Below are 22,263 nucleotides of genomic sequence, written 5' to 3'. Positions count from 1 at the left end.
ATCGCGCCATCGGCCAGACCAGCGCCTGTCACCGACGCGTGATGCGGAACATGGGCGAGCGGTCCGGCTGGGTCGTCACGACGCCGAGCGGAATGACCGGACCGCCATCCGCCAGCTCGACACGGAACGCGCCGATCAGCCGCGCCAGGGAGAGCACGGACTCCGCCTGGGCGAACGGCGCCCCGACGCATACGCGCGGCCCCGCGCCGAACGGCAGATAGGCGAAGCGATCGGGCGCATCCTTCGTCATGAAGCGCTTCGGAATGAACGCGTTCGGCTGATCCCAGAGCTTCTCGTGCCGGTGCAGCAGCCAGGGCGCGATCATGATGATATCGCCCTTGCCGATCGCGACGCCGGCCGCATCGTCCTTGTCGCGCGCGGCTCGCGCGACCAGGAAGGCCGGCGGATAGAGCCGCATGGTCTCGTCGGTGACGGCACGGGTGAATTTCTGCCGATCGATGTCGGCCATGCTGTCGAGATGTTCGCCGCGGGTCTCGGAGGCGACCTCCTCCTGCGTGTCCGGATCGAGCGCGAGCAGGTAGAGCGCCCAGAACAGCGCCGTCGCCGTGGTCTCGTGACCGGCCAGAATCATGGTGGCGACTTCGTCGACGAGCTGCTCGTCCGAAAAGCCCTTGCCCGTCTCGGGGTCGCGCGCCTCGTCCATGAGGTCGAACAGATCGCGCGGCGGCGCGCCGTCCTTCTTGCCGATCGCGCGCCGCTCGGCGATCAGCATCGCGACGAATGCGGTCCAGCGCTTGCGGAAACGGGCGCGTGCGAAATCCATCGGGCTCGGCCAGGACAAGGGCAGCAGCATATCGAGGGCATAGGGCCGTCCCAGTCTCTCGCCATATTCCATCACGAAGTTGCGCAGGGTCGGACCATGCCGATCCATGCCGAAGGAGAACATGGTGCGCCCGGCGATCTCGAGCGTCATGCGCTGCATGGGCTCCCGCAGATCCACCGGTTCTCCCGCGCGCGCGTCGAGCTTTGCGATGGTCTCGTCGAGCACCGCCGTCATGTGCGGGACGAGATTCGCGGTCGCGCGCGGCGTGAACGCCGGGGCAAGCGTGCGGCGCTGGAAGGTCCAGGAATGGCCTTCCGCGATCAGCAGGCCGTCGCCGAGCACGGGACGCAGCATGCGGATGCCGGCCGGCGTGCGCGAATAATTCTCGTAATTGCTGAGCAGGACGTGCCGGATCGCATCCGGGCGATTCAGGATGAAACTGTTGCGGAAGAAGAAACGTCCCTGGATGACGTCCTCCTCATAGGCGCGCTGTCCCCAGGTCGCGATCATGTTCTGCCGGATCACGGCGAGCCGGCCAAAAAACGTCATGTCGTCCGGCGCACGCGGCGGGGTCGGAGGGACGATGGGCCGGCGCGCGCTGGCGATGTTCATGGCTCTCTCCGCAGATCCAACCCCGCCAAAAGCTAATAAGTCAGCTCGGCAATCGCAATCCTGTTCTCGGAGGCCGGCCAGGCGCGCGCCACGATCCGCTCTTCGCCGAATTGAGCGACGACGTGGCGGCCGATACCAGCTGCCGGAAGCCTCAGGGTTGCTGCCGAATCCGTAGGCACGCCCGGCTTGACGTCCGTGGGCTCCTTGCCGTCGAGCAGAACGATGTCCCGCGGCAGACCAAAATAACCGCGCGGACGCGACATGATCACGACAGCACCGGCATCCTTGTCCGCCGGCCCGAACGGGCGCGCGGCGCGCAGGTGCACGACATCGGAGGAGCGCGGGAATGGCGAGCGGTAGATATGGGTGACCGGCGCATCCGGCGCCGTGAGGACGAATTCGAGCGACCAGCCGGGCTCGACCTGCGCCGGCCCCCAGCGGCCGTCGGCGCCCGTCTTCGAGCTGTGCACGGCGGCACCGCTCCGCTCGCCGCTTTCGGGATCGACGCGGAAGATCTCCACGCCAGCACCCGCCACCGGACGATTGGTCGGCACGCCGCCTGGCGTGCCTGTCACCAGCCCGCTCAGCCTGACGCTCTGTTCCGGCACGATCGCGATGCGCGCGGGCTCGCGGCCGGCGATGAATTTGTAGATCTCGCGGAAGGCCCGCGGGTGAAACGCCAGTTCCCGATGATCGAGTGCGCCGAGCACGAGATTGGTGGCACCTTTCAATTCCGGGCCTTCAACGGTGACGCCGGTCGGCGCGCCGGGTTTGCCGATGAAGCGGCCGTCGGATTGGGCGTATTTGTCCATACCGTCGCTGCGCAAGGTCAGGAAGGCCGTGCCCGGCGTCACCTCGCTCTCGCCTTCGTTCAAGCCGCGCAGGAAGGGGCCGCGGCCGTTGAACTCGTTGTTGGGCTGGTCATCGGTCGCGAACACGCCGTGATTGGGCGTGCCGCAGAGGACGGCGTGGCTGACATCGCCCGCGCCGCCATTCCTGATGACGTTGCGGATGGCATTCCCGCCGCGCGAACTGCCGACCAGCGCCACGCGGGCCGCACCGGTGCGGCGCTTGAGCTCGGCAATGGACGCGACAAGCTCGCGGCGCTGATCCTCGATCGAGGAGCGACCCGCCTGCTCGATCTTGTCGTCGTTCCGCGCCAGCGGATCGGTGAAATTGATCGCGAACATGCGATCGCGCGCAACGCCGTTGGATTCCATCCGCCACAGGGCCGTCATCCAGAGCGCGTCGTAATCGCCGTTGCCGTGGACGAACAGGATCGGCGGCAGCTGCGAATCCGGCGCCGCAGTGGCCGTTTGGGCGAGGACCTCCATCCGGCTGCTCGCAACCGCGAAAGACAATGTGCCGGCACCTTGCAGGATCATCCGTCGCGAAACCTTCATGTGTTCCTCTCCCGGCAAAACATCTCTTTGCACCGCTTATAGCGACCTAAGCACTGGACAGCGAACGACTTTCACGGGCATCACTGAATCATCCGGAATCGCTGAAATCACTTCTGCCAGCCCACATGGAAGGGGATATGACCGAGCAGCCGAACCGCCAGAAAATCGCTGCCGACGGCATTACCGCGCCGCTGCGGTACACCGTGTTCCGGCGCATCTGGCTCGCCAGCCTGCTCTCCAATCTCGGCCTGCTGATCCAGGGCGTTGGCGCGGCCTGGGCGATGACCCAGATGGCGGCCTCGGCCGACAAGGTGGCGCTGGTGCAGACCGCCTTGATGCTGCCGATCATGCTGATCTCGATGCCGGCCGGCGCCATCGCCGACATGTACGACCGCCGCATCGTCACCCTGGTCTCGCTCGCGATCGCGCTGATCGGCGCGACCGCACTCACGGTGCTGGCGGGGCTCAACCTCATCACCCCGGAATCGCTGCTCGCCTTCTGCTTCGTGGTGGGCAGCGGCAATGCGCTGTTCGGACCCGCCTGGCAATCCTCGGTCAGCGAGCAGGTGCCGCCGGATGCGCTGCCGTCCGCGGTGGCGCTGAACGGCATCAGCTACAACATCGCGCGCAGCTTCGGTCCGGCGGTCGGCGGCGTGATCGTCGCCGCGCTCGGCGCGGTCGCCGCCTTCGCCTGCAACGCGATCCTCTATCTGCCGCTGCTGGTGGTGCTGCTGCTCTGGCGGCGCCGCACCGAGCCCTCGCGCCTGCCGCGCGAGAAGCTCAACCGGGCCATGGTTTCCGGCTTCCGCTACATCACCAATTCGCCGCCGATCAAGATCGTGCTGTTGCGCACACTGGTGATGGGCCTGATCGGCGGCGCCATCATGGCGCTGATGCCGCTGGTGGCGCGCGACCTGCTGCATGGCGGCGCGCAGACCTATGGCATCATGCTCGGCGCCTTCGGCATGGGCGCCGTGGTCGGCGCGCTCAACATCCACGAGCTGCGCAAGCGCATGAGCGGCGAGGCGGCGATCCGTGCCTGCACGATCTCGATGGCCTTCGCGATGGCCGCGCTTGCGATCAGCACCGAACCGGTGCTCACGGCCGCCGCACTGGTGCTCGCCGGCGCGGTCTGGATGGCCGCGGTGGCGCTGTTCAATATCGGCGTGCAGCTCTCGGCGCCGCGCTGGGTCGCGGGCCGCTCGCTCGCGGCGTTCCAGGCCTCGATTTCCGGCGGAATCGCGGTCGGCGCCTGGGGCTGGGGCCATCTCACCGATTATGCCGGCGTCGAGGTCGCGCTGCTGGTCGCGGCCGGGCTGATGCTGATCTCGCCCCTGCTGGGGATCTGGCTCACGATGCCGCGCGTCGGCGCCCGCAACGAGGATGCCGACGTACTGGCCGATCCGGAGGTCAAGCTGCAGCTCACCGCACGCAGCGGACCCTTGGTGGTCGAGATCGAATATCGCGTCTCGCAGGAGAACGCGCGCGCCTTTCACAACGTGATGCAGGACGTGCAGCTCTCGCGGCAGCGCAACGGCGCCTACGGATGGTCGATCGCACGCGACATCGCCGACCCCGAATTGTGGACCGAGCGCTTTCACTGCCCGACCTGGCTCGATTATCTGCGTCAGCGCAACCGCGCGACGCAGTCGGAACGCACGCTGTACAAGGGCGCGAGCGATTTCCACATCGGCCCCGAGCCGATCCGGATCCGCCGGATGCTGGAGCGTCCGTTCGGCTCGGTGCGCTGGAAGGAGGAGACGCCGGACCGCGCGACGAGCGAGGTGCTGCCGGTGGTCGCGACCGCGGCGGGCAGCAGCACGTAGATCGCGTCGGATCGCAGCGGAGCAAGGCTATCCGGATGTCGGCTCGCTCATCCCGGCCGCGAGATGATCTTACTGGCCGTGGTCGGTCAGCACCTTGTCGCAGCCCTTGCTGATTCGCGTGCGGTTCTGCTTCAGGCAGGCGAGCACAGCCGAATCGCCATTGTTCATCACGGGGCGGCAGAAGCGCGTGACGTCGCGCGCGCAGGCATCGTGTCCGGGCTGCTGCTGCGCGGATGCGCCCGATGCGCACATGAGCAAGGAAATAACGAAAAGAAATCTGGCCATCGCGTAATGCCTTTTGCCCGGAACAATGTGCGGGCGAAGCTAGTGCGGTGGTTCCGGAGCCGCAACGGCTTTGTTGCCGGGCCGGATTTGCGCCGCCGCGTGGCCCCGGCATTTCGCCGGGGCACGTCGCGAGGGAGCTCAAAGGGTCATGGGCCGTGAGATCTTACTCCTGAGCGTCAGCGACCTTGCGCGAAGCGCCCTTGGCGAGATCCTTGTCCATCACCGCGCGGCAGCCGGCGCTCAGGTCGGAGCGGTGCTTCATCATGCAGGCGGTGATCTTCGGAATGTTGGGGATTTCCGAGGAGCACAGGCGGAAGGCATCGCCGGTGCACATCTGCTGGGCCTCGGACGAGAACGCGAAGCTCGAGCCGGTCGACAGGATCGAAACGAAGGCCGCGAAGCCCAGCGCCAGGCTGGTGTCACGGATCTTGGCGGTCAGGGACTTGGTGTTCAGCGACTTGGTCATTTGAGGCTCCCATTGGCCCGCCGGAGCGGTGCCCGTTGTTGATGGAAACCAGGATGCGCCAGGAAAGCCGTTTGCACTGTGATGGCCGTCACGCGCCTCACCTCAACTGTGACCTCGGTCACTTTGGCGCACCCGCCTGATTTTCCTCCGCAACCGCTGTCGTGTTGGTGTCACGTTAACTGTTCCTTCGCATTAATGGCCCGGTGCGCGGGAAATTCCGCCGGTTTGGTTGCGTAATTGGAAAGAGCAGCGATGCGTAATGCGTTGGGCCTGATGCTGGCCAGTGTAGTTGCGGCGGTCGTGATCGCCGCCGGCGGTTGGTTTTATTATTCCACGCGCGCCGACCAGGGCGCCCCCAAGACGATTGCCGCCCGTGCCGCCGATCCGTTGCCGGCACAGGCGAAGCGCGCCGCCAAGGACGACGTCGAGACCACCGCGACGATCGCGGCCAAGCCGGCAACCCCGGCGCCCGCGCCCGCTCCGGCCATCCCGGTGCAGCAGAAGTCGACCTGCACCAATCCGAACGCGCTGGGCGTGTCCCGCGTGGTCGAGATCGACACCACCGGCGGTCCCGGTTTCGGTTTCGAGACTTTCAAGCAGTTCGACTTCCTCGGCGACAAGGAAGTGGTGCTGACGTTCGACGACAGTCCATGGCCGGTGAACACGCCCGCGGTGCTGAAGGCGCTTGCGGATGAATGCACCAAGGGCCTGTTCTTCTCGGTCGGCAAGCACGCGACCTGGCATCCGGAAATCCTGCGCCAGGTGCTGGCCCAGGGTCACACCGTCGGCACCCACACCTGGTCGCACCTCAATCTCAACAGCAAGAAGCTGACGGAGCAGCAGGCCAAGGACGAGATCGAGAAGGGCTTCAGCGCCGTGAAGCTCGCGCTCGGCACCAACCCCGCGCCGTTCTTCCGCTTCCCGCAGCTTCAGCACAACCCGGCGATGGTGAGCTATCTCGGCACCCGCAACGTCGCGATGTGGTCGACCGACCTCGATTCCTTCGACTTCCGGAAGGGCGCGACGCCAGAGAAGATCGTCGAGACCGTGATGACGAAGCTCGACAAGCTCGGCAAGGGCATCATTCTGATGCACGACTTCCAGAAGCACACCGGCGAGGCGCTGCCGACGTTGCTCGCGCGCCTGAAGGCCGGCGGCTACAAGGTCGTGCAGGTCAAGGCCAAGACCACCTTCCAGTCGCTGCCAGAATACGACGACGCGCTGCTGAAGGAGATGAAGGTGCCGACGACGAGCGCGCGCCCGATCGGAAGCGTGGTGCAGACGGTTTCGCAATAGGATCGATCCCGATCGTTCCAGATACGCGCATGGCCGGGCACTCGCCCGGCCATTTGCTTTTGGAAGCAGGGGCCGCCTACCAGTAGACGCCGTGGCGATGCAGCTCGCTGATGATGCGGCCTTCCGTCCAGTAGCGCTTGTGCTTCGGCTTGTCCGCCTTCGCGGCGGTCTTGTCGGCCGCGGGCGCCGGTGCCGGAGTAGCCGTGGTCGCAGTGGCTGGCGCGGGCGTCGTGGTCGAGACGGCTGCCGGACGATCGACATATTTCGGAGTCTCCGCGACCGGTGCGGCCGGGGTGACCTCCGCCGTGGCGGTGGTCGTCGCCGTCGTCGTGGCGACCGGAGCCGTGGGCTGATCGCTGTTCGCGGCCAGCGACAGGCTGCGAGGACCGCCGGCCTGGGCAGATGCAGAGGCCAGGACCATGGCGGCAACCAGAATGATCTTGCGCATGTGAAATCTCCCCGTGTTTGCGTGAGGGGAAATCTACGGAGATTTTGGGCGCCGATATGTGACGTGCATCACGTTGAGCGGTCCAGCCGTGCCACCGTCTTCATTGCCGGATGTAGAGCGCCCAATCGCGATCCACCAGGGAGTTCACTCGCCGGTATCGGGTTTCCCCGTCGAGCAAGGCCTTCGCCGCGGGCAGCGCCTGCAGCTCGGGCATGACGCGGGGCTGAACGAAGATCGCTGTGAATCCGCGCCGCTCGAGGAAAGCATCGAGCGGCTGCTGCCGGTCCCAATCGGTGAGAACGGAATAATCATAGGTCTTGAAGGCGAGCCGAACGTTGCTCGCCGCATCCGTCCTGTACTGCAGATAGCCCGCGAGCTCGCCGGCGTAATCGCCGATCAGAAGCTTGTTGTCCGGAGCCGCCAGCAAGGACTGATAGGGCTGCAATCGCGCAAGGTTCGCGCGAAGGGGACGAGGCGAGGCATAGGTCTGCTGATAGAACGGCAGCAGCAGCACAAGAGCCGCACCAGCCACGATCGCAATGCCGTTGATCGCTTCCCTGATGCCACGAGTCAGCAGGTCCGCGCTCATACCAACCAGCGCCATGATGCAGACAGTGAAGGCAAAAAGGTAGGACGGCCGGGGCCGCTGTGTGACAACCACCACGCAGATCGTGCAGGCGAGCCCCACCAAGATTACGAGGAAGTGGCGGTGCCTGACGAGGACATCACGCATCGCCGGGCGATCCGACTGGAATCGCCATGCACCGGCAGCAAGGAGAGCGGCACAGATCAGGCTCAGCACCGCGGCATACCTCTCCTGGCCTTGGACCGGAGCGTAGTCCGGATTGACCGATCCGGACATCGCGTTGAACAATGCGACCTGAAATCCGTTGACGACCAGACTGGCATTCCAGGCAAAGTGCCTCAATGTCGCTCCAGGATTGGCCTTCAGCATCTCAGCCAGGCTCGGCTGATCGGCACCGAAGGTCGCTTTCATCAGCGGCTGGCATTCGGTCCAGGGGCTTGCCGTATATTCCGGGTGCCGCTGCGAATAGCCGAAAGCATAGACCTGGCACATGTTGAGCGTGTGCTTGGACTGCGCCGCCCCCGATGTCTGAGGATACTTGACCAGGGACTGTGCGTAGGCCCCGCCGATCAACGCGCAGGCGAGCGCGAGCGGCACCGCATAGCCGGCCAACCGCGCCCTCCACCACGTTGTCGTCCGTGGCTCCGCACCCGACGGCCCGAAGAACTCTTCATAGGCACAGAAGGTCGCGAAGATCGCGAGCACGATGCTCGTTTCGTTGCGAACCAGAACCGTGATGACAAGCAGCAGAGCCAGGATGATGCCGCGATGAAGCGGCCTCGTCGCCGAACAAGCCAGAATCAGGACGACGAGCATCGGCAGAAGCGCAAACAGATGCACCTCGTAGAGGGTATCGAAGTTGATCGGCATCACCGCCCACCAGAGGGCGATCAGCAGAGCCATGCCCGGCGACATCAATCTGCGCATCAACGCGAGCACGCCGATCGCGGCTGCCAGCACGATGACGATACGGTGCAGATTGGTTGCGCCATAGACGTCGTGGGTCACGCGCAACATCTCGCCGTAAAACGACGTGTACAACGGCGACCACAGGATATTGTCCTTGAAGCCCTCGAACCAGCGATTCGCCGTGGTGAAATACGACGACGTGTCGCCGAAGGTCAGGTCCCGATAGAGCCACATGCCCCAGACGGTTTTGGCCGCCACCAAAAATACGATGGCGTAGCTGAGCGCCGGGCCCGTTCGAAGAGCCGTGCGGGCACGCATGAACGCGAGCGGCAGAGCCTGCAGTCCACCCATCAGCAATGCACCCCGAATGTCCCCAAGCGCGCGCTAGGCAACGCAATCCTCTTCGCGCTTTGCAAGCGCAGCCTGCTGCGCCGACGCCAGCAAGGTGTCGAGATTCGGCCGCGCCTTGGCGCGCAGGAGGATCTGAAATCCGAACATCTCCGGCCACAGCCGCACTAGAAAGGCGTTCAGGCGCAGCAAAGTGCGCGACAGCCCGTTGTCACCGAAGATGAACGGCAGCGGCACCACGATTCCCTCGGATGACACGATCTCGAAGCCCGCCGACCTCATCGCACGTCGCATGGTCGCGAAGGTGAACAATCTGGTGTGGGTGAGATCGAGAATGCCGCGCTTGCCGTACTCGAAACGGCCGAGCAGCAGCGACAGTCGCATCGGCGCGAACGCGATGTTCGCCGTTGTCAGGATGAGCTCGGCACCGGTCGAAGCCGCGAGTTTGCGCAATTGGTCGAGGAAGTCTTCCGGCGCGCGCAGATGCTCGATCACGTCGAGGCAGAGGATGTAATCGTAGCGGTCGTGTCCATCGAGGACAGGCACGCCTTTGTCGAGATCAGCCTCGACGAACGCGTCATAGCTCTGCGTGAACGGCCCGCGTTCCATGTCGCAACCGACGACATGGCAGCCCTTCTGCTTCAACGCCGCCCCGACGACGCCAAGCCCCGAGCCGAGGTCGAGCACGCGTGCGCCGGCGGGCACGAGGCCAACGACGCGTGAATGAGTGCTGTCGAATTCGAGCTTCGAGGGATAGCGTTCCCCCGCGACGTCGGCACGGCAATCGAAGCGGCGGTCGTAGAAGGCCTGCGCGTTCTGCAGCTTGGCCTGAAGTGACGCACGTATCACGTCCTTGGCGTAGCGCATCCCGTTCACACGGCAGATCTCGTCGCCGTAATAGGTCGGGATCGGGATCTCGGCGATGCGCAGGCCTGCGAGATGAAGCTGGATGATGATCTCGGTGTCGAAATGGAAGTCGTTGGTGTTGCGCTCAAACGGCAGGGCGGCCAGCGCCTTGATCGCATAGACGCGATAGCCACTGTGAAACTCGCTCAAATGCGTGCCGAGAATGCGGTTCTGCAGCGTCGTGAGAATGACGTTTCCAACATATTTGTAGAGCGGCATCCCGCCCCGCAAAGCCTCGCGAGATTTCATCATCCGCGAGCCGAATACCGCGTCAGCCCTGCCTTCCTTCAGGGGGCGGACGAGGTCGGGAAGCATTTCGGGCGCGTATTGGCCATCGCCATGCAGCAGCGCGACGAAATCGAAACCGAATGAGATCGCGTAGTGATAGCCGATCTTCTGGTTGCCGCCGTAACCCTGGTTCACCGGATTGAACAGAATGGTGACCTTGAAGGGCAATCCCTCGGCATCGGCCCGCGCGCTTTCGCGAAAGGTCTTGTCGGAGGATCCGTCGTCGATGATCAGGACTTCGACGTCGTATTCAGCTTCGAGAGCTGCCGGAATCCGTCGCAACACCTGCCGGATCGTGGTCTCGGCATGATACGCGACGATGAATATCAGGAGGCGGGGTTTGGCGGGGGCAATCATGGCGGGTCAGAAACTGTTCACGAGCAACCTATCAGCCGAAAGGCCGGCGCGCGCGCCCAAATTGTCGTCCTGAAGAGATTAAAGCGCTGGTGCCGCAAGAGGGACTCGAACCCCCGACCCCGTCATTACGAATGACGTGCTCTACCAACTGAGCTATTGCGGCGAACCCTGCCGGGACCTGCGCAGTGCCGGTCCCGATACGCGCGCTCCTGATATCGGGCATGGCCCGAATTGGCAAGGACAAGCCGGGTTGGAAATGCTCCTCAGGCGCCCCAGCGGGACCAGAATCCGCGCCAGCCGCCGGCCTGGGCCTTGGGCGTGCCGATTTGTTCCGTAAATTCGTCGCTGGGGCCTTCATCGTCGATTCCGGGATCGTCCGGCGCGCGGACGATCGGGATGACGGCCTGGATCGGAGCCGGCTTGCCGAGATCGGCCCGGGTCCGGAACACCGGCGTTGCGGCCGGCAGCGATGATTCGGCGGGCTCCGGGGCCGGTTTTACCGGCTCGTCGGCCGTGGTAATCGGCTCTTCGCTGGCCTCGGGAGGTGAATTGTCCTGCGCGGCCGGGACCGATGCCGCTGGCGCCTGTTCCACCACGGCGGCTTCGCTCGGCGCCTCAGCCACACGCCTGGGCGGGGGAGCCGCCAGCATGGCCTCCTCGAACGCAGAGGATTCGATCGTGGCGCCCTTGTCCGACGGCAGGCTCGCGACCGGCGTCTGCCACTGGAACGCATCGAGCCGCCCCGTGACCGGGGAGACCGGACGCCAGCGGTCGCTGACATAGCCGTCCGCGGTCCAGGCCGGATCGTGCCGGGCCCGCACCGCGCGCAAGGTCCAGGCGCGGGCCCGCCCGCCATCGCCATGCTCGGTACGCTCGAGCTCGGCCATCAGCAGGGCCACGCGCTGGGTCGGATCGTTGACGTAAGGCGTCAGCACCTCGCGCGCGCGGCCGAATTCGGACGCGTCGATCGCGGCGCGCGCGATCGCAAGCTGACCCTCGACATGGCCGGGCGCGGTCGCGGGCGTCTTGGCGGCGAGCGTCTCGACCCGCTGCAGGCGTTGCCGCGCGGAATCGCCGAGCTTCACATGCGCATAGGCATCCGCGAGATCGGGATGCGGGTTGGCGAGCCACGCCGCCTCGACCAGCTTCATGGCGCGGCGCACCTGATGCGCCTCGCTCTCGAATTTCGCGGCGAGCACGGCGGCCGGCACCAGGGTCGGCGCGAGCTTGACGGCCTCCATCACGCTCTCGCGCGCGACGTCGCGGTCCATGCTCTCCAATTCCAGCGCGCGCGCCGTCAGCAGCACGCCGCGCTGGCGGCGATAGGCCTGCTTGTCGATCAGGCCCGCCGACAGGTTCGAATCGAGGATCGCGAGCGCGCCGCTCCAGTCGCCGCGCGCGCACCGGAAGCCGAGCACCGCATGCGAGGCCCAGGTCGACGACGGCGACAGCTTGATCGCTTCCTCCGCGAGCATGACGGCGCCGACCGCATCGTCGGCGCGCTGCGCCTCGATGAACAGGCCGCGCAGGCCGAGCAGGCGCGTGTCCGCGCGTTCCGCCATGGCACGGAAGGCGCGCTGCGCTTCGTCGTGATTGCCTTCGAGCTGCGCTGATTGCGCGTGCAGCAGAAGCGCGAGCGGATCGTCCGGCGCGTGCCGCCGCGCCGCCTCGGCATGACGGCGCGCGAGCCCGGCGTCGCCGTGGCCGATCGCGAGCAGGCCGTGGGTGATGGCATGACGGCCGCGCGCATGGCGCTTCTCGCGACGGCGGCGGCGCAGGCGCCCTGGCGTGCGCCAGACCATCGTCAGGATGCTCCAGATCAGCACGACCGCCGCGGCGAAGAGGCCGAGCAGAAGAACGAACCTGGGGAATGTCGTCGTTGCGCGCAAGCCGCCCCAGGTCAGGACGAAATCGCCGGGCTGGTCGGCAATCCAGGCCGCGCCTGCGCCTGCCAGCGCGATCAGGACGAGGAAGAGGACGATGCGAAGCATGACGATCCCTATACGCGCCGTTTGTTGCGCGAACCTTTATTGAGCAGGCTTGACCGCATCGGGTTTGGCGAGATCCGCCATGGCATCGTCGGCGAATTTGCGGGAGGCGGCGAGCGCGGCGTCGCGGGCATCGGCCTTGTCGAGCCAGGCCTGCGCCGGAGCACGATCGGCCTCGGGCAACGTCTTGAGCTCGCGCCGCGCCTCCACGAAATCGTTGCGCAGCGCCGCCGACGTGACGCGCGCGACGATGGCACCGCGATCATTGCCGACGCCGTCGGTGCGCTCGATGCGGACGAGCTTCGATGCGCCCGCCTGAAGACGCTCGACGATGCCGGCATTGCTGCTCGGCGCTTCGGCCGGCGGCACCAGTTTCGGCACGATGTTGAGGAGCTCTCGGCTCAGCGCGACCGGCGTCGGAATGCCGGACGACGCGAACAGCTCGAGCGGCTTCAGCGCGTCGGGCTGGGCCGCGAGCGACCGCGCCGCGGCAAGCTGCGATTCGTAGGGATCGCCGTGGCGAACCGCGACGTCGAGCAGGGAAGCGGCCACAACGTGGCGCAGCGGCTTGTCGTCGACCGTCTTCGCATCGGCGATCTTCTCGCCCTGCTGCGCAATCTCCGCGCGGTCGGTCTTGCTGGCGCGCTCGAGCTGGCTGAGGCGCTCGTCGATGGCGGCGAGACCGCCGGACACCGCGGTCGCATCGCCCGGCGCGGGCTTCATGTCCGTCAACGCGCTCGCGAGCTTGTCCGACTGGGCGCGCAAATTGGCGACGTCGCCGCGCAGCGCGCCGATCGTTTTTTCCAGCGCGTCGATCCGCACCGACATCGCCGGGTCGGCGGCAGGCTTGGCGATCCTGGCTTCGACGGCCGCAACACGTCCGCCGAGGGCATCCACCGTCGCGCTCGTGACCTGCGGGGCGGCCGGCGGCGCCTGGACCGCGGGCCAGCCCAGCATCCAGCCGACCCCGATCACGACAGCCGCGGCCGCCGCGCCGGAGAACGGAGCGATGATCCAGGGCGAGACCGGTGCCGATTTGGCCGAAGTGTCCGTATCGGAATGCCCGGATGGGGCTTCAGCTTCAGCCTCGAATGGCTCCGCCTCCAGGCGTTCGAAGCCGGGGTGCTCATGCGCCGCCAGATCGGGCGACGGCGGGACCTCCGCTTCGCCCGCCGCATCTTGCGGTTGGGTGGAGACTTCGGTCGCTTCGAGATCGATGGTCGGCGGGGTGCGCTTGGCGCGGCCGGACTCTGGGGCCAATCCTGTGTCTTCAGGCTTGTCGTCGGCCATCGTGACGGTTCCTCAAGCTTACATACCCGGGCCGGACCCGATTTCGTCGGATTCGGCCCGTCCTCTTACGCCAAACGGGGGCGCAAAGCACGCTCCAAGGTCTCAAACAGGGCAATTTCGTCCGGTTTGGCGGCCACCGCGACCTGCGCCGCTCCGGCGTCCCGCAGCACGCCCGCGACCGTCTCGGACAGGCAGCATTGCGGAATCGCCAGTGCCGAGATTTCGACGCCTTCGTCCTGCGCCGCCGCGAGGAAGGCGCGCGCGCTGCGCCGCGAGTAATGGAGCACCGCCTCGACGCCATGCGCGGCAAAGCCTTCGCAGACCTCGCGCGGCAGATGCTTGACCGGCGCCATGCGATAGGTCGTCTGCGTGACCACGTTGAACCCCTCCGCGCCGAGATCGCCGCCGAGGTCGCGCGACAGGTCCGCGCCCGCCAGATAGAGCAGCGTGCCCTTTTTCTTCAGCACCTTGTCGCGCGCGCCCTGAATCACCCGCTCATGCAAGGCGGCCGCATCGCCTCCGGCCACGATCACCTCGGCAAAGCCCGCGGCGCGCGCCACCTCCGCGGTATGCTCGCCGACCGCGAATAGCGGGAGCTTCAGCAGATCGAGGTCGCGCAATTGCGGCGTCACGGCGCGGATCGCATTCGCCGAGGTGACGATAATGCCGTCATAGCCGGCCTCGCTCTCGTCGTGGAAGGCGACCGGCTCGAACTTGAGCACCGGCGCCAGCAACACCGCATGGCCGCGCGCGCGCAGGGCCTCGGCCGTCGCCTCGTTGTCGGGATGCGGCCGTGTGACAAGAATGGACATGGCGGATGTTCCCCGGCGACTGCAGCTTTCAAGAGGACGGTTGCGCAGGGCAATTGCACAAGTCGACCCCGGAATGCTACCGGACGTACCAGAACTCTGGTTCGTGAAAGAGCGCAAGGGCGCAAATTGGATAACAATTCGCCAATGCTGGTACTGGGCATCGAAACCACCTGCGACGAAACCGCCGCGGCCGTGATCGAACGTGCGCCGGACGGAAGCGGCACGATCCTGTCCAACATCGTGCGCTCGCAGGTCGAGGAGCACGCCCGCTTCGGCGGCGTGGTGCCGGAGATCGCCGCGCGCGCTCATGTCGATCTGCTCGACGGCATCGTCGACCGCGCGATGCGCGAGGCCGGCATCGACTTCGCCCAACTCGACGGTGTCGCGGCGGCGGCGGGCCCCGGCCTGATCGGCGGCGTCATCGTCGGGCTCACCACCGCGAAGGCGATCGCGATGGTGCACGACACGCCGCTGGTCGCGGTGAACCATCTGGAGGCGCATGCGCTGACCCCGCGCCTCACGGACCGGCTCGAATTTCCCTACTGCCTGTTCCTGGCCTCCGGCGGCCACACCCAGATCGTCGCGGTCGTCGGCGTCGGGCAGTATGTGCGGCTCGGCACCACCGTCGACGACGCGATCGGCGAGGCCTTCGACAAGGTCGCGAAGATGCTCGGCCTGCCCTATCCGGGCGGCCCGCAGGTCGAACGCGCCGCATCAGAAGGCGAGGCCGCGCGCTTCACCTTTCCGCGGCCGATGCAGGGACGTCCCGATGCCAATTTCTCGCTGTCGGGATTGAAGACCGCCGTCCGCAACGAAGCCAGCCGTATCACGCCGCTCACGCCGCAGGACATCAGCGATCTCTGCGCGGGCTTCCAGGCCGCCGTTCTGGAATCGACCGCGGATCGGCTGAGCGTCGGCCTCAAGCTCTTCCGCGAAAAATTCGGCGCGCCCCATGCGCTCGTCGCCGCAGGCGGCGTCGCCGCCAATCAGGCGATCCGCGGCGCCCTGCACGACGTCGCGGAGCGCGCAGACACGCAATTGATCATGCCACCGCCCGCGCTCTGCACCGACAACGGCGCGATGATCGCCTGGGCCGGCGCGGAACGGCTCGCGCTCGGCATGACCGACACGATGGAAGCGCAGCCCCGCGCGCGCTGGCTGCTCGATGCCAACGCGACCGCGCCGGCGGGCTACGGCAATACGCGAGCGGGATTCTAGCCATGACCGCGTTCCGATCCGTCGGCGTGATCGGCGCGGGGGCCTGGGGCACCGCGCTGGCGACGATGGCCGCGCGCGCCGGGCGCACGGTGACGCTCTGGGCGCGCAACGCCGAGCACGCCGCGAGGATCGCATCGACCCGCGACAATCCGCGCCTGCCGGGCGTACCGATCGCCCCAGACATCGTCGTCACGAGCGATCCGGCGCTTGCCGCGCGCACGGACATGCTGCTGATCGCGACGCCGGCGCAGCATCTGCGTGGCGTCGTCAACATGCTGGCTCCGCATCTGGCCAGGCCGATGCCGATCGTCGCCTGCGCCAAAGGCATCGAGCACGGCACGCACAAATTCATGACCGATGTGATCGGTGAAGCCGCGCCCCACGCGCAGCCGGCGATCCTGTCGGGCCCTAGCTTTGCCGACGACGTCGCGCGCGGCCTGCCGACGGCGGTGACATTGGCGGCGAAGGATGAAGCGCTTGCCAGCGGCCTGGTGCAGGCACTCGGTTCGCCGACGTTCCGTCCCTATCATTCCACCGACGTGCGCGGCGTCGAGATCGGCGGTGCGGCCAAGAACGTGCTGGCCATTGCGGTCGGCATCGCGGTCGGACGCAGGCTCGGCGCCTCCGCGCAGGCGGCGCTGACCACCCGCGGCTTCGCCGAACTCGCCCGCTTCGGTCGCGCGCACGGCGCACGCAGCGAGACGCTGGCCGGCCTTTCCGGTCTTGGCGACCTGATCCTGAGCTGCGCGAGCCCGCAGTCGCGCAACTTCGCGCTCGGCCTTGCGCTCGGCCGCGGCGAGCAGCCGCCCGCCGGCAAGCTTGCCGAGGGCGAATTCACCGCGCCGGTGCTGATCGAACTCGCAGCTTCGCAAAACATCGAGATGCCGGTATCACAGGCGGTGGTGACGATCCTGAGCGGCAAGAGCTCGATCGACGCCGTGATTTCCGGGTTGTTGACACGCCCCTTCAAGGCAGAGGAATGAGCATGGCGTACTGGCTGGTGAAATCCGAACCGTCGGTGTGGTCGTGGGACCAGCAGGTGGCGAAGGGCGCGAAGGGCGAGGCCTGGACCGGCGTGCGCAATTTCACCGCGCGCCAGAACCTCGTGAACATGAAGAAGGGCGACAAGGCGTTCTTCTATCATTCCAACGAAGGCAAGGAGATCGTCGGGATCGCCGAGATCATCAAGGAAGCCTATCCCGATCCGACCGACAAGACCGGCAAGTTCGTCTGCGTCGACATCAAGGCCGACAAGCCCTTGAAGTCGCCGGTGACGATGGCCGCGGTCAAGGCGGAGAAGAAGCTCGTCGACATGGCACTGGTGAAATATTCACGGCTGTCGGTACAACCGGTGACGGCGGACGAATGGAAGCTCGTCTGCAAGATGGGCGGCGTCTAGCGCGCGATCCGGGTGACGATCGCTGCCTAACCGTCCACTTCCGGAAGCTCCAGCGGCAATCCGAACGCTTCGAACATCCGCGGCTCCAGGAACATCGTCACCGTCGCGATCCGATCGTTCTCCAGCGTCAGCACGTGGATGGCGTTGGCGGCGAGCCGCAGGTCGGCGCCGGTCCGCGCATAGACGGCGAAGGCCGGCTGGCCGTTGGCCGCGGTCGGCACGAGGCGCATGCCGCGGCAGTGTCCCCACGCCACGTCGAAGAAGGCACGGATCGCATCGCGCCCCGAATACCATTGCAGCCACGGCGGCATGCTGAAGGTCGCATCCTCCTTCAGCAGCGCAACGAAACCATCGAGATCGTGGCCTTCCCAGGCGCGAAGATAGCGGCCGAGAAGCTCCTGCTGCGCAGGTTCGGGGCGGGACGGCACGTGCGGCCGGCCATCGGGATATCGCTTTGCGAGGGTCTCGCGCGCGCGTTGCAGGGCGCTGTTGATCGAAGCCGTGGAGCCGCCGAGCAGGGTGGCCGCTTCATCGGCGGCCCACCCGAGCACATCGCACAACAACAGCGCCGCGCGCTGGCGCGGCGGTAATTGCTGGATCGTCGCGACGAAAGCAAGCTGCACGGCCTCGCGCGACGCGTAGCGCGCTTCCGGATTGGGCTGGTCGTCGACAATGCCTTCGAGCTGTGAATCCGGATAGGGCTCGAGCCATGCGATGTCGGTCGCGGGACTGCCCTCCGGCATCGCCGATGCAGGCGGCCCCTGCTGGTCCGGCAGCACGCGTCGTGCGGCCTTGCGGCCTTCCAGCGCATTGAGGCAGGCGTTGGTGGCGATCCGGTACAACCAGGCGCGAAACGTCCCGCTGCCCTCGAAACTGTCGAAGCCGCGCCAGGCGCGCAGATAGGTTTCCTGCACGAGGTCCTCGGCCTCATGCAGCGAGCCCAGCATGCGATAGCAGTGCAGCCTGAGCTCCCGGCGCAACGGCTCGGCGAGCCGTTCGAATGTCGCGCTGGTGCGCTCGGGCAACTGCATCGGCTGCGATGTCCCGCCCGCGGTCATGGCCATTGAGATTGGGCCTCCGGCGATCTTGGTCAAGGGCTTCTCCTTCAGGGCGTGGCTTCGAGACCGTTGCCGGTGACGATGAACGCTTTGCCTTTGGCATGATCCGGACGAGCGGCGAGTTCGAGGACGCCGCTCGCGACGTCGGAAGGCGCGGGAGGCGAGGCCATGCCGCCGACGAAATCAGCGGGCGAGATGCCGAGATAGCGGGCATAGCCGGCAACCGCATGCCGGCCGAGATCGGTCTCGGGCATCATCCGCGGCGCGAGCGCGGAGAAGTGCAGGCCGAGGCCGAGGCGATCGGATTCCTTCTGCGCGTAGTTCACGATGAAGAGCTGCGTGCGCTTCGCGCCGGCATAGCCGCCCGAGTTCGGCGAGCCCGCGAATGCCGCGCCGGACGAGATGACGATCACCGATGCGCCCGGCGCGAGCGGCCAGGACAGCGCGGCCTTGCAGAAGTGAAACGCGATTCTGACGTCGGTCTCCCAATTGACCGCGAAGTCGAGCCAGTTCTGTTCGTGCAGCGGCGCGGCCGGCGGAAGCGCGCCCGCGCACAGCACCAGGATGTCGGGCTTCTGAACATGGAACGCCCTTGCCGGCGCATCCTCGTCCGCCGCGTCAAGCGCAAGAATGCCGATGCCCGGAATGTCCTCGGCGAGTTGCCGCAGCCCGCCCTCCTGCCGCGCCACCGCGAGCACCCTGGCGCGCTGCGCGTGCACCGTCTCGACGATCTTCCGTCCGACATTGCGGCTGCCGCCGATGACCGTGACCATCTTGCCTGCCAGCGAATCCATGGCGACCTCCATCAACCGATCTGGTAGGTGAGAGCGACCTTGCCGGCCGGAAGCTGCTGTACCTTGCGCAGCTCGAGGCCGCGGCGCTGCCCGGTCAACGCGAACAGGGCTTTGCCGGGGCCTGCTATCAACGGATAGACGATCAGCCGGATTTCATCGACCAGCCCGGCATCGATGAAATCCGCCGCCGTCTGCGCGCCGCCCATCAGGTAGATGTTCTTGCCGGACTGCCGCTTGAGCGCGGCGATGTCGTCGCGCTTGCGCACGATGCGTGTGTTCGGCCATGCCGCCGCGGCGAGCGTCGTCGAGAGAACGTAGTGCGGCGTGCCGGCGGCGAAGCGGGCCCATGCAACCTCGGCCGCAGTCGGCGCCGTGCCGGTGATCCAGGCGACCTTGTTCGGTTCGTTCTGGATAGCTGTCCAGTAGCGCTCGTAGCCGGGATACATGCGGCCCCCGATCACGCAGGCGTCGATCTCGCCGGTCAGGCCGTAATCGTCCGACTAGGCCTCGACCCAGTCGGCCATGTCCTGCGCGGCCTCGACCTTGCCGTCGACGGACACCTTGAAGGCAGCGATCAGCTTCCGCATCGCACGTCTCCCATCACTCGGGCCGGCCGGCTTGGCGGGCTCTCGTGTGTAAGACCGGCGGCGTGCCGGAAACTCATCGGTCGATGGAAAGATTTTTTCGGCGGGCTGATCCGCTCGCCGGATCGGATCCGCGGACGGTCAGACCGCCGCGGTCGCCACCACCTGCGCCAGGAGCTGCTCGCGCCGCGCCTGCGAGCGCTGGCCCTTCATCGTCGCGGCGAACCGCTCGAGAATGCCGTCCTCGAACGCAGTGACGATGGTGTCGTGGACGTAGCTCTTGCGGCAGATCGCCGGCGTGTTGGAGAGCTGGTCGGCGGCGGCGCGGATCGCGTCCAGCACCTGCTTCTTGCGGCCGCGCTGGCTGGTCGCCGGCGTGATCCGCGACAGCGATTCCACGACGACGGCCGACGCCATCAGCGTGCGGAAATCCTTCAGCGAAATCTTGATACCGGCGATCTCGCGCAGGAACGCGTTCACCTGGGTGGTGCTGACCGCGCGCACGATGCCGTAGGCATCGCGGTACTGGAACATGCGCTTGCCGGGAACGCCGCGCAGGATGCCGATGGCGCGCACCAGCTTGGCCGCGTCGCATTCCTTCCGCACCGCCTTGCCTCCCTTCGCCTTGAAGGTCAGCACGAAGCAGTCGTCCTCCAGCGTGACGTTGGACTTCAGGAGCGTGGTCGCGCCGCGGGTGCCGTTGAGGCGCGCATAGGATTCATTGCCGGGACGGATCGCGGTGCGCGCGATCAGTTCGATCACGGCCGAGAGCGCGAATTCGCGCGTCGGTTCGTCGCCCGACAGGAACGCGGACACCTTGCGCCGGATCTTCGGCAGGGCGCCGACCAGCTTCTCCAGGCGATGCGCCTTGCGGTGCTCGCGGACCTTCTCCCAATCGGCGTGATAGCGGTATTGCAGCCGGCCCGCGGCATCACGTCCCACGGCCTGGAGATGCGAGCTCGGATCGGCGGAGTAACGGACTTCGCGATAGGCCGGCGGCACCGCCATGGCATGCAGCCGCCGAATGGTGCGGGCGTCACGAATATGTGCGCCGTTGGGACGCACGAAGGAGTAGCCCTTGCCGCGCTTGATACGCCGGATCGTCAGCTCGTTCTGATCGCCGAGCCGCAGGCCGAGTTCCTTCGCGAGGGCCTCGACCGAGGTCGGGGACGGCGTATCGAACACCTTTTTCGGGCTCGGACGCCCGGAAACACCCTGTTTCGGCCATTGTCCGAGGGCCTTGGCGAGCGCAACGGCGGCAGGATCGGCTGACGCGGGCCGCATCGTCCCGAGATTCTGCTGATCCATCATAGCTTTACGCCTTAGCCCTGTCTGTTACCGGTCAATGCGGTTGTTCTGATGTTTGTTCCGAAGGGTCTCTCCGGACCCGGGTTGGCCATTTAGGGTGTTCCGAACCTCATTGCGAGTCCCGAATCAGTGAGGGAAGGTTGCCAAATACCTCCAACTCGGGCATGGGAGCCCTGCGCGGGCCCGTTCCCGGGATTTGGGTAAAGAGCCGAAAACCGGACTCCCGTCCGTTTCAAATCTGCGACAGACCCCTCAGGCACATTGATCCTTCGCATGGCCGGCGGCCCACCGAAGGTCCAGCTTGTGCTCCTTGTCGGGCGCGGTTAGCCCGACGCATAATTGATTTAACGATCAAGTCGGCGCGCCGGTCGCTTGCGTTCGGATCGCCGCATGTGGAGGGAAACATGTCCGAGAAGATTTACGACGTCCCCGCCGAGTGGGCCAAGCGAGCCTGGATCGACCAGGCAAAGTACAAGGAGATGTACGCCCGCTCGATCTCGGATTCGAATGGCTTCTGGGCCGAACAGGCCAAGCGCGTCGACTGGATGAAGGCGCCGACCAAGATCGAGAATACCTCGTTCGCGCCGGGCAACATCTCGATCAAATGGTTCGAGGACGGCATCCTCAACGTTGCCCATAATTGCATCGACCGGCATCTTCACGACCGCGCCGACCAGACCGCGATCATCTGGGAGGGTGACGATCCCTCGCAGTCCAAGCACATCTCGTACAGGGAGCTGCACGACGAGGTCTGCCGGATGGCCAACATCCTGCGCACCCGCAACGTCCAGAAGGGCGACCGCGTCACCATCTACCTGCCGATGATTCCGGAGGCGGCCTACGCGATGCTGGCCTGCGCGCGCATCGGCGCGATCCATTCGGTGGTCTTCGCCGGGTTCTCGCCGGACAGCCTCGCCCAGCGCATCAACGACTGCAAATCCAAGGTCATCATCACGGCCGACGAAGGCCTGCGCGGTGGCAAGAAGGTGCCGCTGAAGGCCAATGTCGACGCGGCGCTCGCCAAGGCCGACGGCGTCGACTGGGTCGTCGTGGTCAAGCGCACCGGCAGCAAGATCGACATGAACCCGACGCGCGACCTCTGGTATCACGAGGCGGCGGCGATGGTGACGACGGAATGTCCGGCGGAGCACATGAACGCCGAGGACCCGCTGTTCATCCTCTACACGTCGGGCTCGACCGGCCAGCCCAAGGGCGTGCTGCACACCACCGGCGGCTATCTCGTCTTCGCCTCGATGACGCATCAATACGTCTTCGACTATCACGACGGCGACATCTAC

General features: G+C 66.3%; 20 protein-coding genes and 1 tRNA gene. 6 read left to right on the top strand and 15 right to left on the bottom strand.

The features are described from left to right. Nucleotides 1–28 precede the first annotated feature (28 nt). Both QM712_RS27500 and QM712_RS27495 read right to left on the bottom strand, forming a co-directional pair. Nucleotides 29–1,396, bottom strand: coding sequence for a cytochrome P450 (locus QM712_RS27500; protein ID WP_415026296.1), 1,368 nt, complete (start codon nucleotides 1,394–1,396; stop codon nucleotides 29–31). A 32-nt stretch (nucleotides 1,397–1,428) separates the two neighbouring features. Then, the gene (locus tag QM712_RS27495) at nucleotides 1,429–2,799 is read right to left on the bottom strand and encodes a hydrolase (RefSeq protein WP_415026295.1); all 1,371 of its coding nucleotides are present in this window, start codon (nucleotides 2,797–2,799) and stop codon (nucleotides 1,429–1,431) included. Between the two features lie 137 nt (nucleotides 2,800–2,936). Here QM712_RS27495 and QM712_RS27490 point away from each other — a divergent pair, with 137 nt between their 5' ends. After that, nucleotides 2,937–4,625, top strand: a complete 1,689-nt coding sequence (locus tag QM712_RS27490) for an MFS transporter (protein WP_415026294.1) — start codon at nucleotides 2,937–2,939, stop codon at nucleotides 4,623–4,625. A 69-nt stretch (nucleotides 4,626–4,694) separates the two neighbouring features. Here QM712_RS27490 and QM712_RS27485 read toward each other — a convergent pair whose 3' ends face one another. After that, nucleotides 4,695–4,910 (bottom strand): hypothetical protein, encoded by a 216-nt coding sequence (locus QM712_RS27485; protein ID WP_415026293.1) that lies wholly within the window; start codon nucleotides 4,908–4,910, stop codon nucleotides 4,695–4,697. A gap of 163 nt (nucleotides 4,911–5,073) precedes the next feature. Continuing rightward, the gene (locus QM712_RS27480) at nucleotides 5,074–5,376 is read right to left on the bottom strand and encodes a hypothetical protein (protein WP_415026292.1); all 303 of its coding nucleotides are present in this window, start codon (nucleotides 5,374–5,376) and stop codon (nucleotides 5,074–5,076) included. A 252-nt stretch (nucleotides 5,377–5,628) separates the two neighbouring features. Between QM712_RS27480 and QM712_RS27475 the strand changes: the two genes are divergently transcribed. Further along, entirely contained in the window at nucleotides 5,629–6,672 is a 1,044-nt protein-coding gene (locus tag QM712_RS27475; RefSeq protein WP_415026291.1) for a polysaccharide deacetylase family protein, read from the top strand. A gap of 76 nt (nucleotides 6,673–6,748) precedes the next feature. Here the strand turns inward: QM712_RS27475 and QM712_RS27470 are convergent, their stop codons facing one another. The 7 genes from QM712_RS27470 to QM712_RS27440 form a co-directional block, all read right to left on the bottom strand. Further along, entirely contained in the window at nucleotides 6,749–7,120 is a 372-nt protein-coding gene (locus tag QM712_RS27470) for a hypothetical protein (RefSeq protein WP_415026290.1), read from the bottom strand. 100 nt (nucleotides 7,121–7,220) lie between these two features. Continuing rightward, entirely contained in the window at nucleotides 7,221–8,966 is a 1,746-nt protein-coding gene (locus tag QM712_RS27465) for a hypothetical protein (RefSeq protein WP_415026289.1), read from the bottom strand. Between the two features lie 33 nt (nucleotides 8,967–8,999). After that, nucleotides 9,000–10,514, bottom strand: coding sequence for a glycosyltransferase (locus QM712_RS27460; RefSeq protein WP_415026288.1), 1,515 nt, complete (start codon nucleotides 10,512–10,514; stop codon nucleotides 9,000–9,002). An 87-nt stretch (nucleotides 10,515–10,601) separates the two neighbouring features. Then, a tRNA-Thr gene (locus QM712_RS27455) sits at nucleotides 10,602–10,677 on the bottom strand. Nucleotides 10,678–10,777: 100 nt separating this feature from the next. Beyond that, nucleotides 10,778–12,505, bottom strand: a complete 1,728-nt coding sequence (locus QM712_RS27450) for a heme biosynthesis HemY N-terminal domain-containing protein (RefSeq protein WP_415026287.1) — start codon at nucleotides 12,503–12,505, stop codon at nucleotides 10,778–10,780. Nucleotides 12,506–12,541: 36 nt separating this feature from the next. Continuing rightward, nucleotides 12,542–13,792, bottom strand: coding sequence for a COG4223 family protein (locus QM712_RS27445; RefSeq protein ID WP_415026286.1), 1,251 nt, complete (start codon nucleotides 13,790–13,792; stop codon nucleotides 12,542–12,544). 65 nt (nucleotides 13,793–13,857) lie between these two features. Further along, complete coding sequence (locus tag QM712_RS27440) at nucleotides 13,858–14,604, bottom strand: uroporphyrinogen-III synthase (RefSeq protein ID WP_415026285.1); 747 nt, start codon at nucleotides 14,602–14,604, stop codon at nucleotides 13,858–13,860. A 144-nt stretch (nucleotides 14,605–14,748) separates the two neighbouring features. On the opposite strand from QM712_RS27440, the gene tsaD reads away from it, so the two are divergent. The 3 genes from tsaD to QM712_RS27425 are packed head-to-tail and all read left to right on the top strand — an operon-like array spanning nucleotide 14,749 to nucleotide 17,221. Then, nucleotides 14,749–15,822, top strand: a complete 1,074-nt coding sequence (tsaD, locus tag QM712_RS27435) for a tRNA (adenosine(37)-N6)-threonylcarbamoyltransferase complex transferase subunit TsaD (protein ID WP_415026284.1) — start codon at nucleotides 14,749–14,751, stop codon at nucleotides 15,820–15,822. A gap of 2 nt (nucleotides 15,823–15,824) precedes the next feature. After that, nucleotides 15,825–16,805, top strand: a complete 981-nt coding sequence (locus tag QM712_RS27430; RefSeq protein ID WP_415026283.1) for an NAD(P)H-dependent glycerol-3-phosphate dehydrogenase — start codon at nucleotides 15,825–15,827, stop codon at nucleotides 16,803–16,805. 2 nt (nucleotides 16,806–16,807) lie between these two features. Then, entirely contained in the window at nucleotides 16,808–17,221 is a 414-nt protein-coding gene (locus QM712_RS27425; RefSeq protein WP_415026282.1) for an EVE domain-containing protein, read from the top strand. 26 nt (nucleotides 17,222–17,247) lie between these two features. Here QM712_RS27425 and QM712_RS27420 read toward each other — a convergent pair whose 3' ends face one another. From QM712_RS27420 to QM712_RS27405, 4 genes are all read right to left on the bottom strand, one after another. Beyond that, nucleotides 17,248–18,285: a sigma-70 family RNA polymerase sigma factor gene (locus QM712_RS27420; RefSeq protein WP_415026281.1), complete on the bottom strand. Its 1,038-nt coding sequence runs from the start codon at nucleotides 18,283–18,285 to the stop codon at nucleotides 17,248–17,250. A gap of 41 nt (nucleotides 18,286–18,326) precedes the next feature. Then, complete coding sequence (locus QM712_RS27415) at nucleotides 18,327–19,073, bottom strand: SDR family NAD(P)-dependent oxidoreductase (protein ID WP_415026280.1); 747 nt, start codon at nucleotides 19,071–19,073, stop codon at nucleotides 18,327–18,329. An 11-nt stretch (nucleotides 19,074–19,084) separates the two neighbouring features. Beyond that, nucleotides 19,085–19,534, bottom strand: a complete 450-nt coding sequence (locus QM712_RS27410) for a dihydrofolate reductase family protein (RefSeq protein ID WP_415026279.1) — start codon at nucleotides 19,532–19,534, stop codon at nucleotides 19,085–19,087. A gap of 264 nt (nucleotides 19,535–19,798) precedes the next feature. Next, entirely contained in the window at nucleotides 19,799–20,968 is a 1,170-nt protein-coding gene (locus QM712_RS27405; protein ID WP_415026278.1) for a DNA topoisomerase IB, read from the bottom strand. A 401-nt stretch (nucleotides 20,969–21,369) separates the two neighbouring features. Between QM712_RS27405 and QM712_RS27400 the strand changes: the two genes are divergently transcribed. Further along, on the top strand, nucleotides 21,370–22,263 hold an 894-nt coding region (locus tag QM712_RS27400), incomplete at its 3' end, for an AMP-binding protein (protein WP_415026277.1).

The organism is Bradyrhizobium sp. (assembly GCF_047605465.1).
Lineage (GTDB): Bacteria > Pseudomonadota > Alphaproteobacteria > Rhizobiales > Xanthobacteraceae > Bradyrhizobium.
The sequence above is the reverse complement of the archived record's forward strand: the minus strand, read 5'-3'. Positions and strand labels throughout refer to the sequence as shown.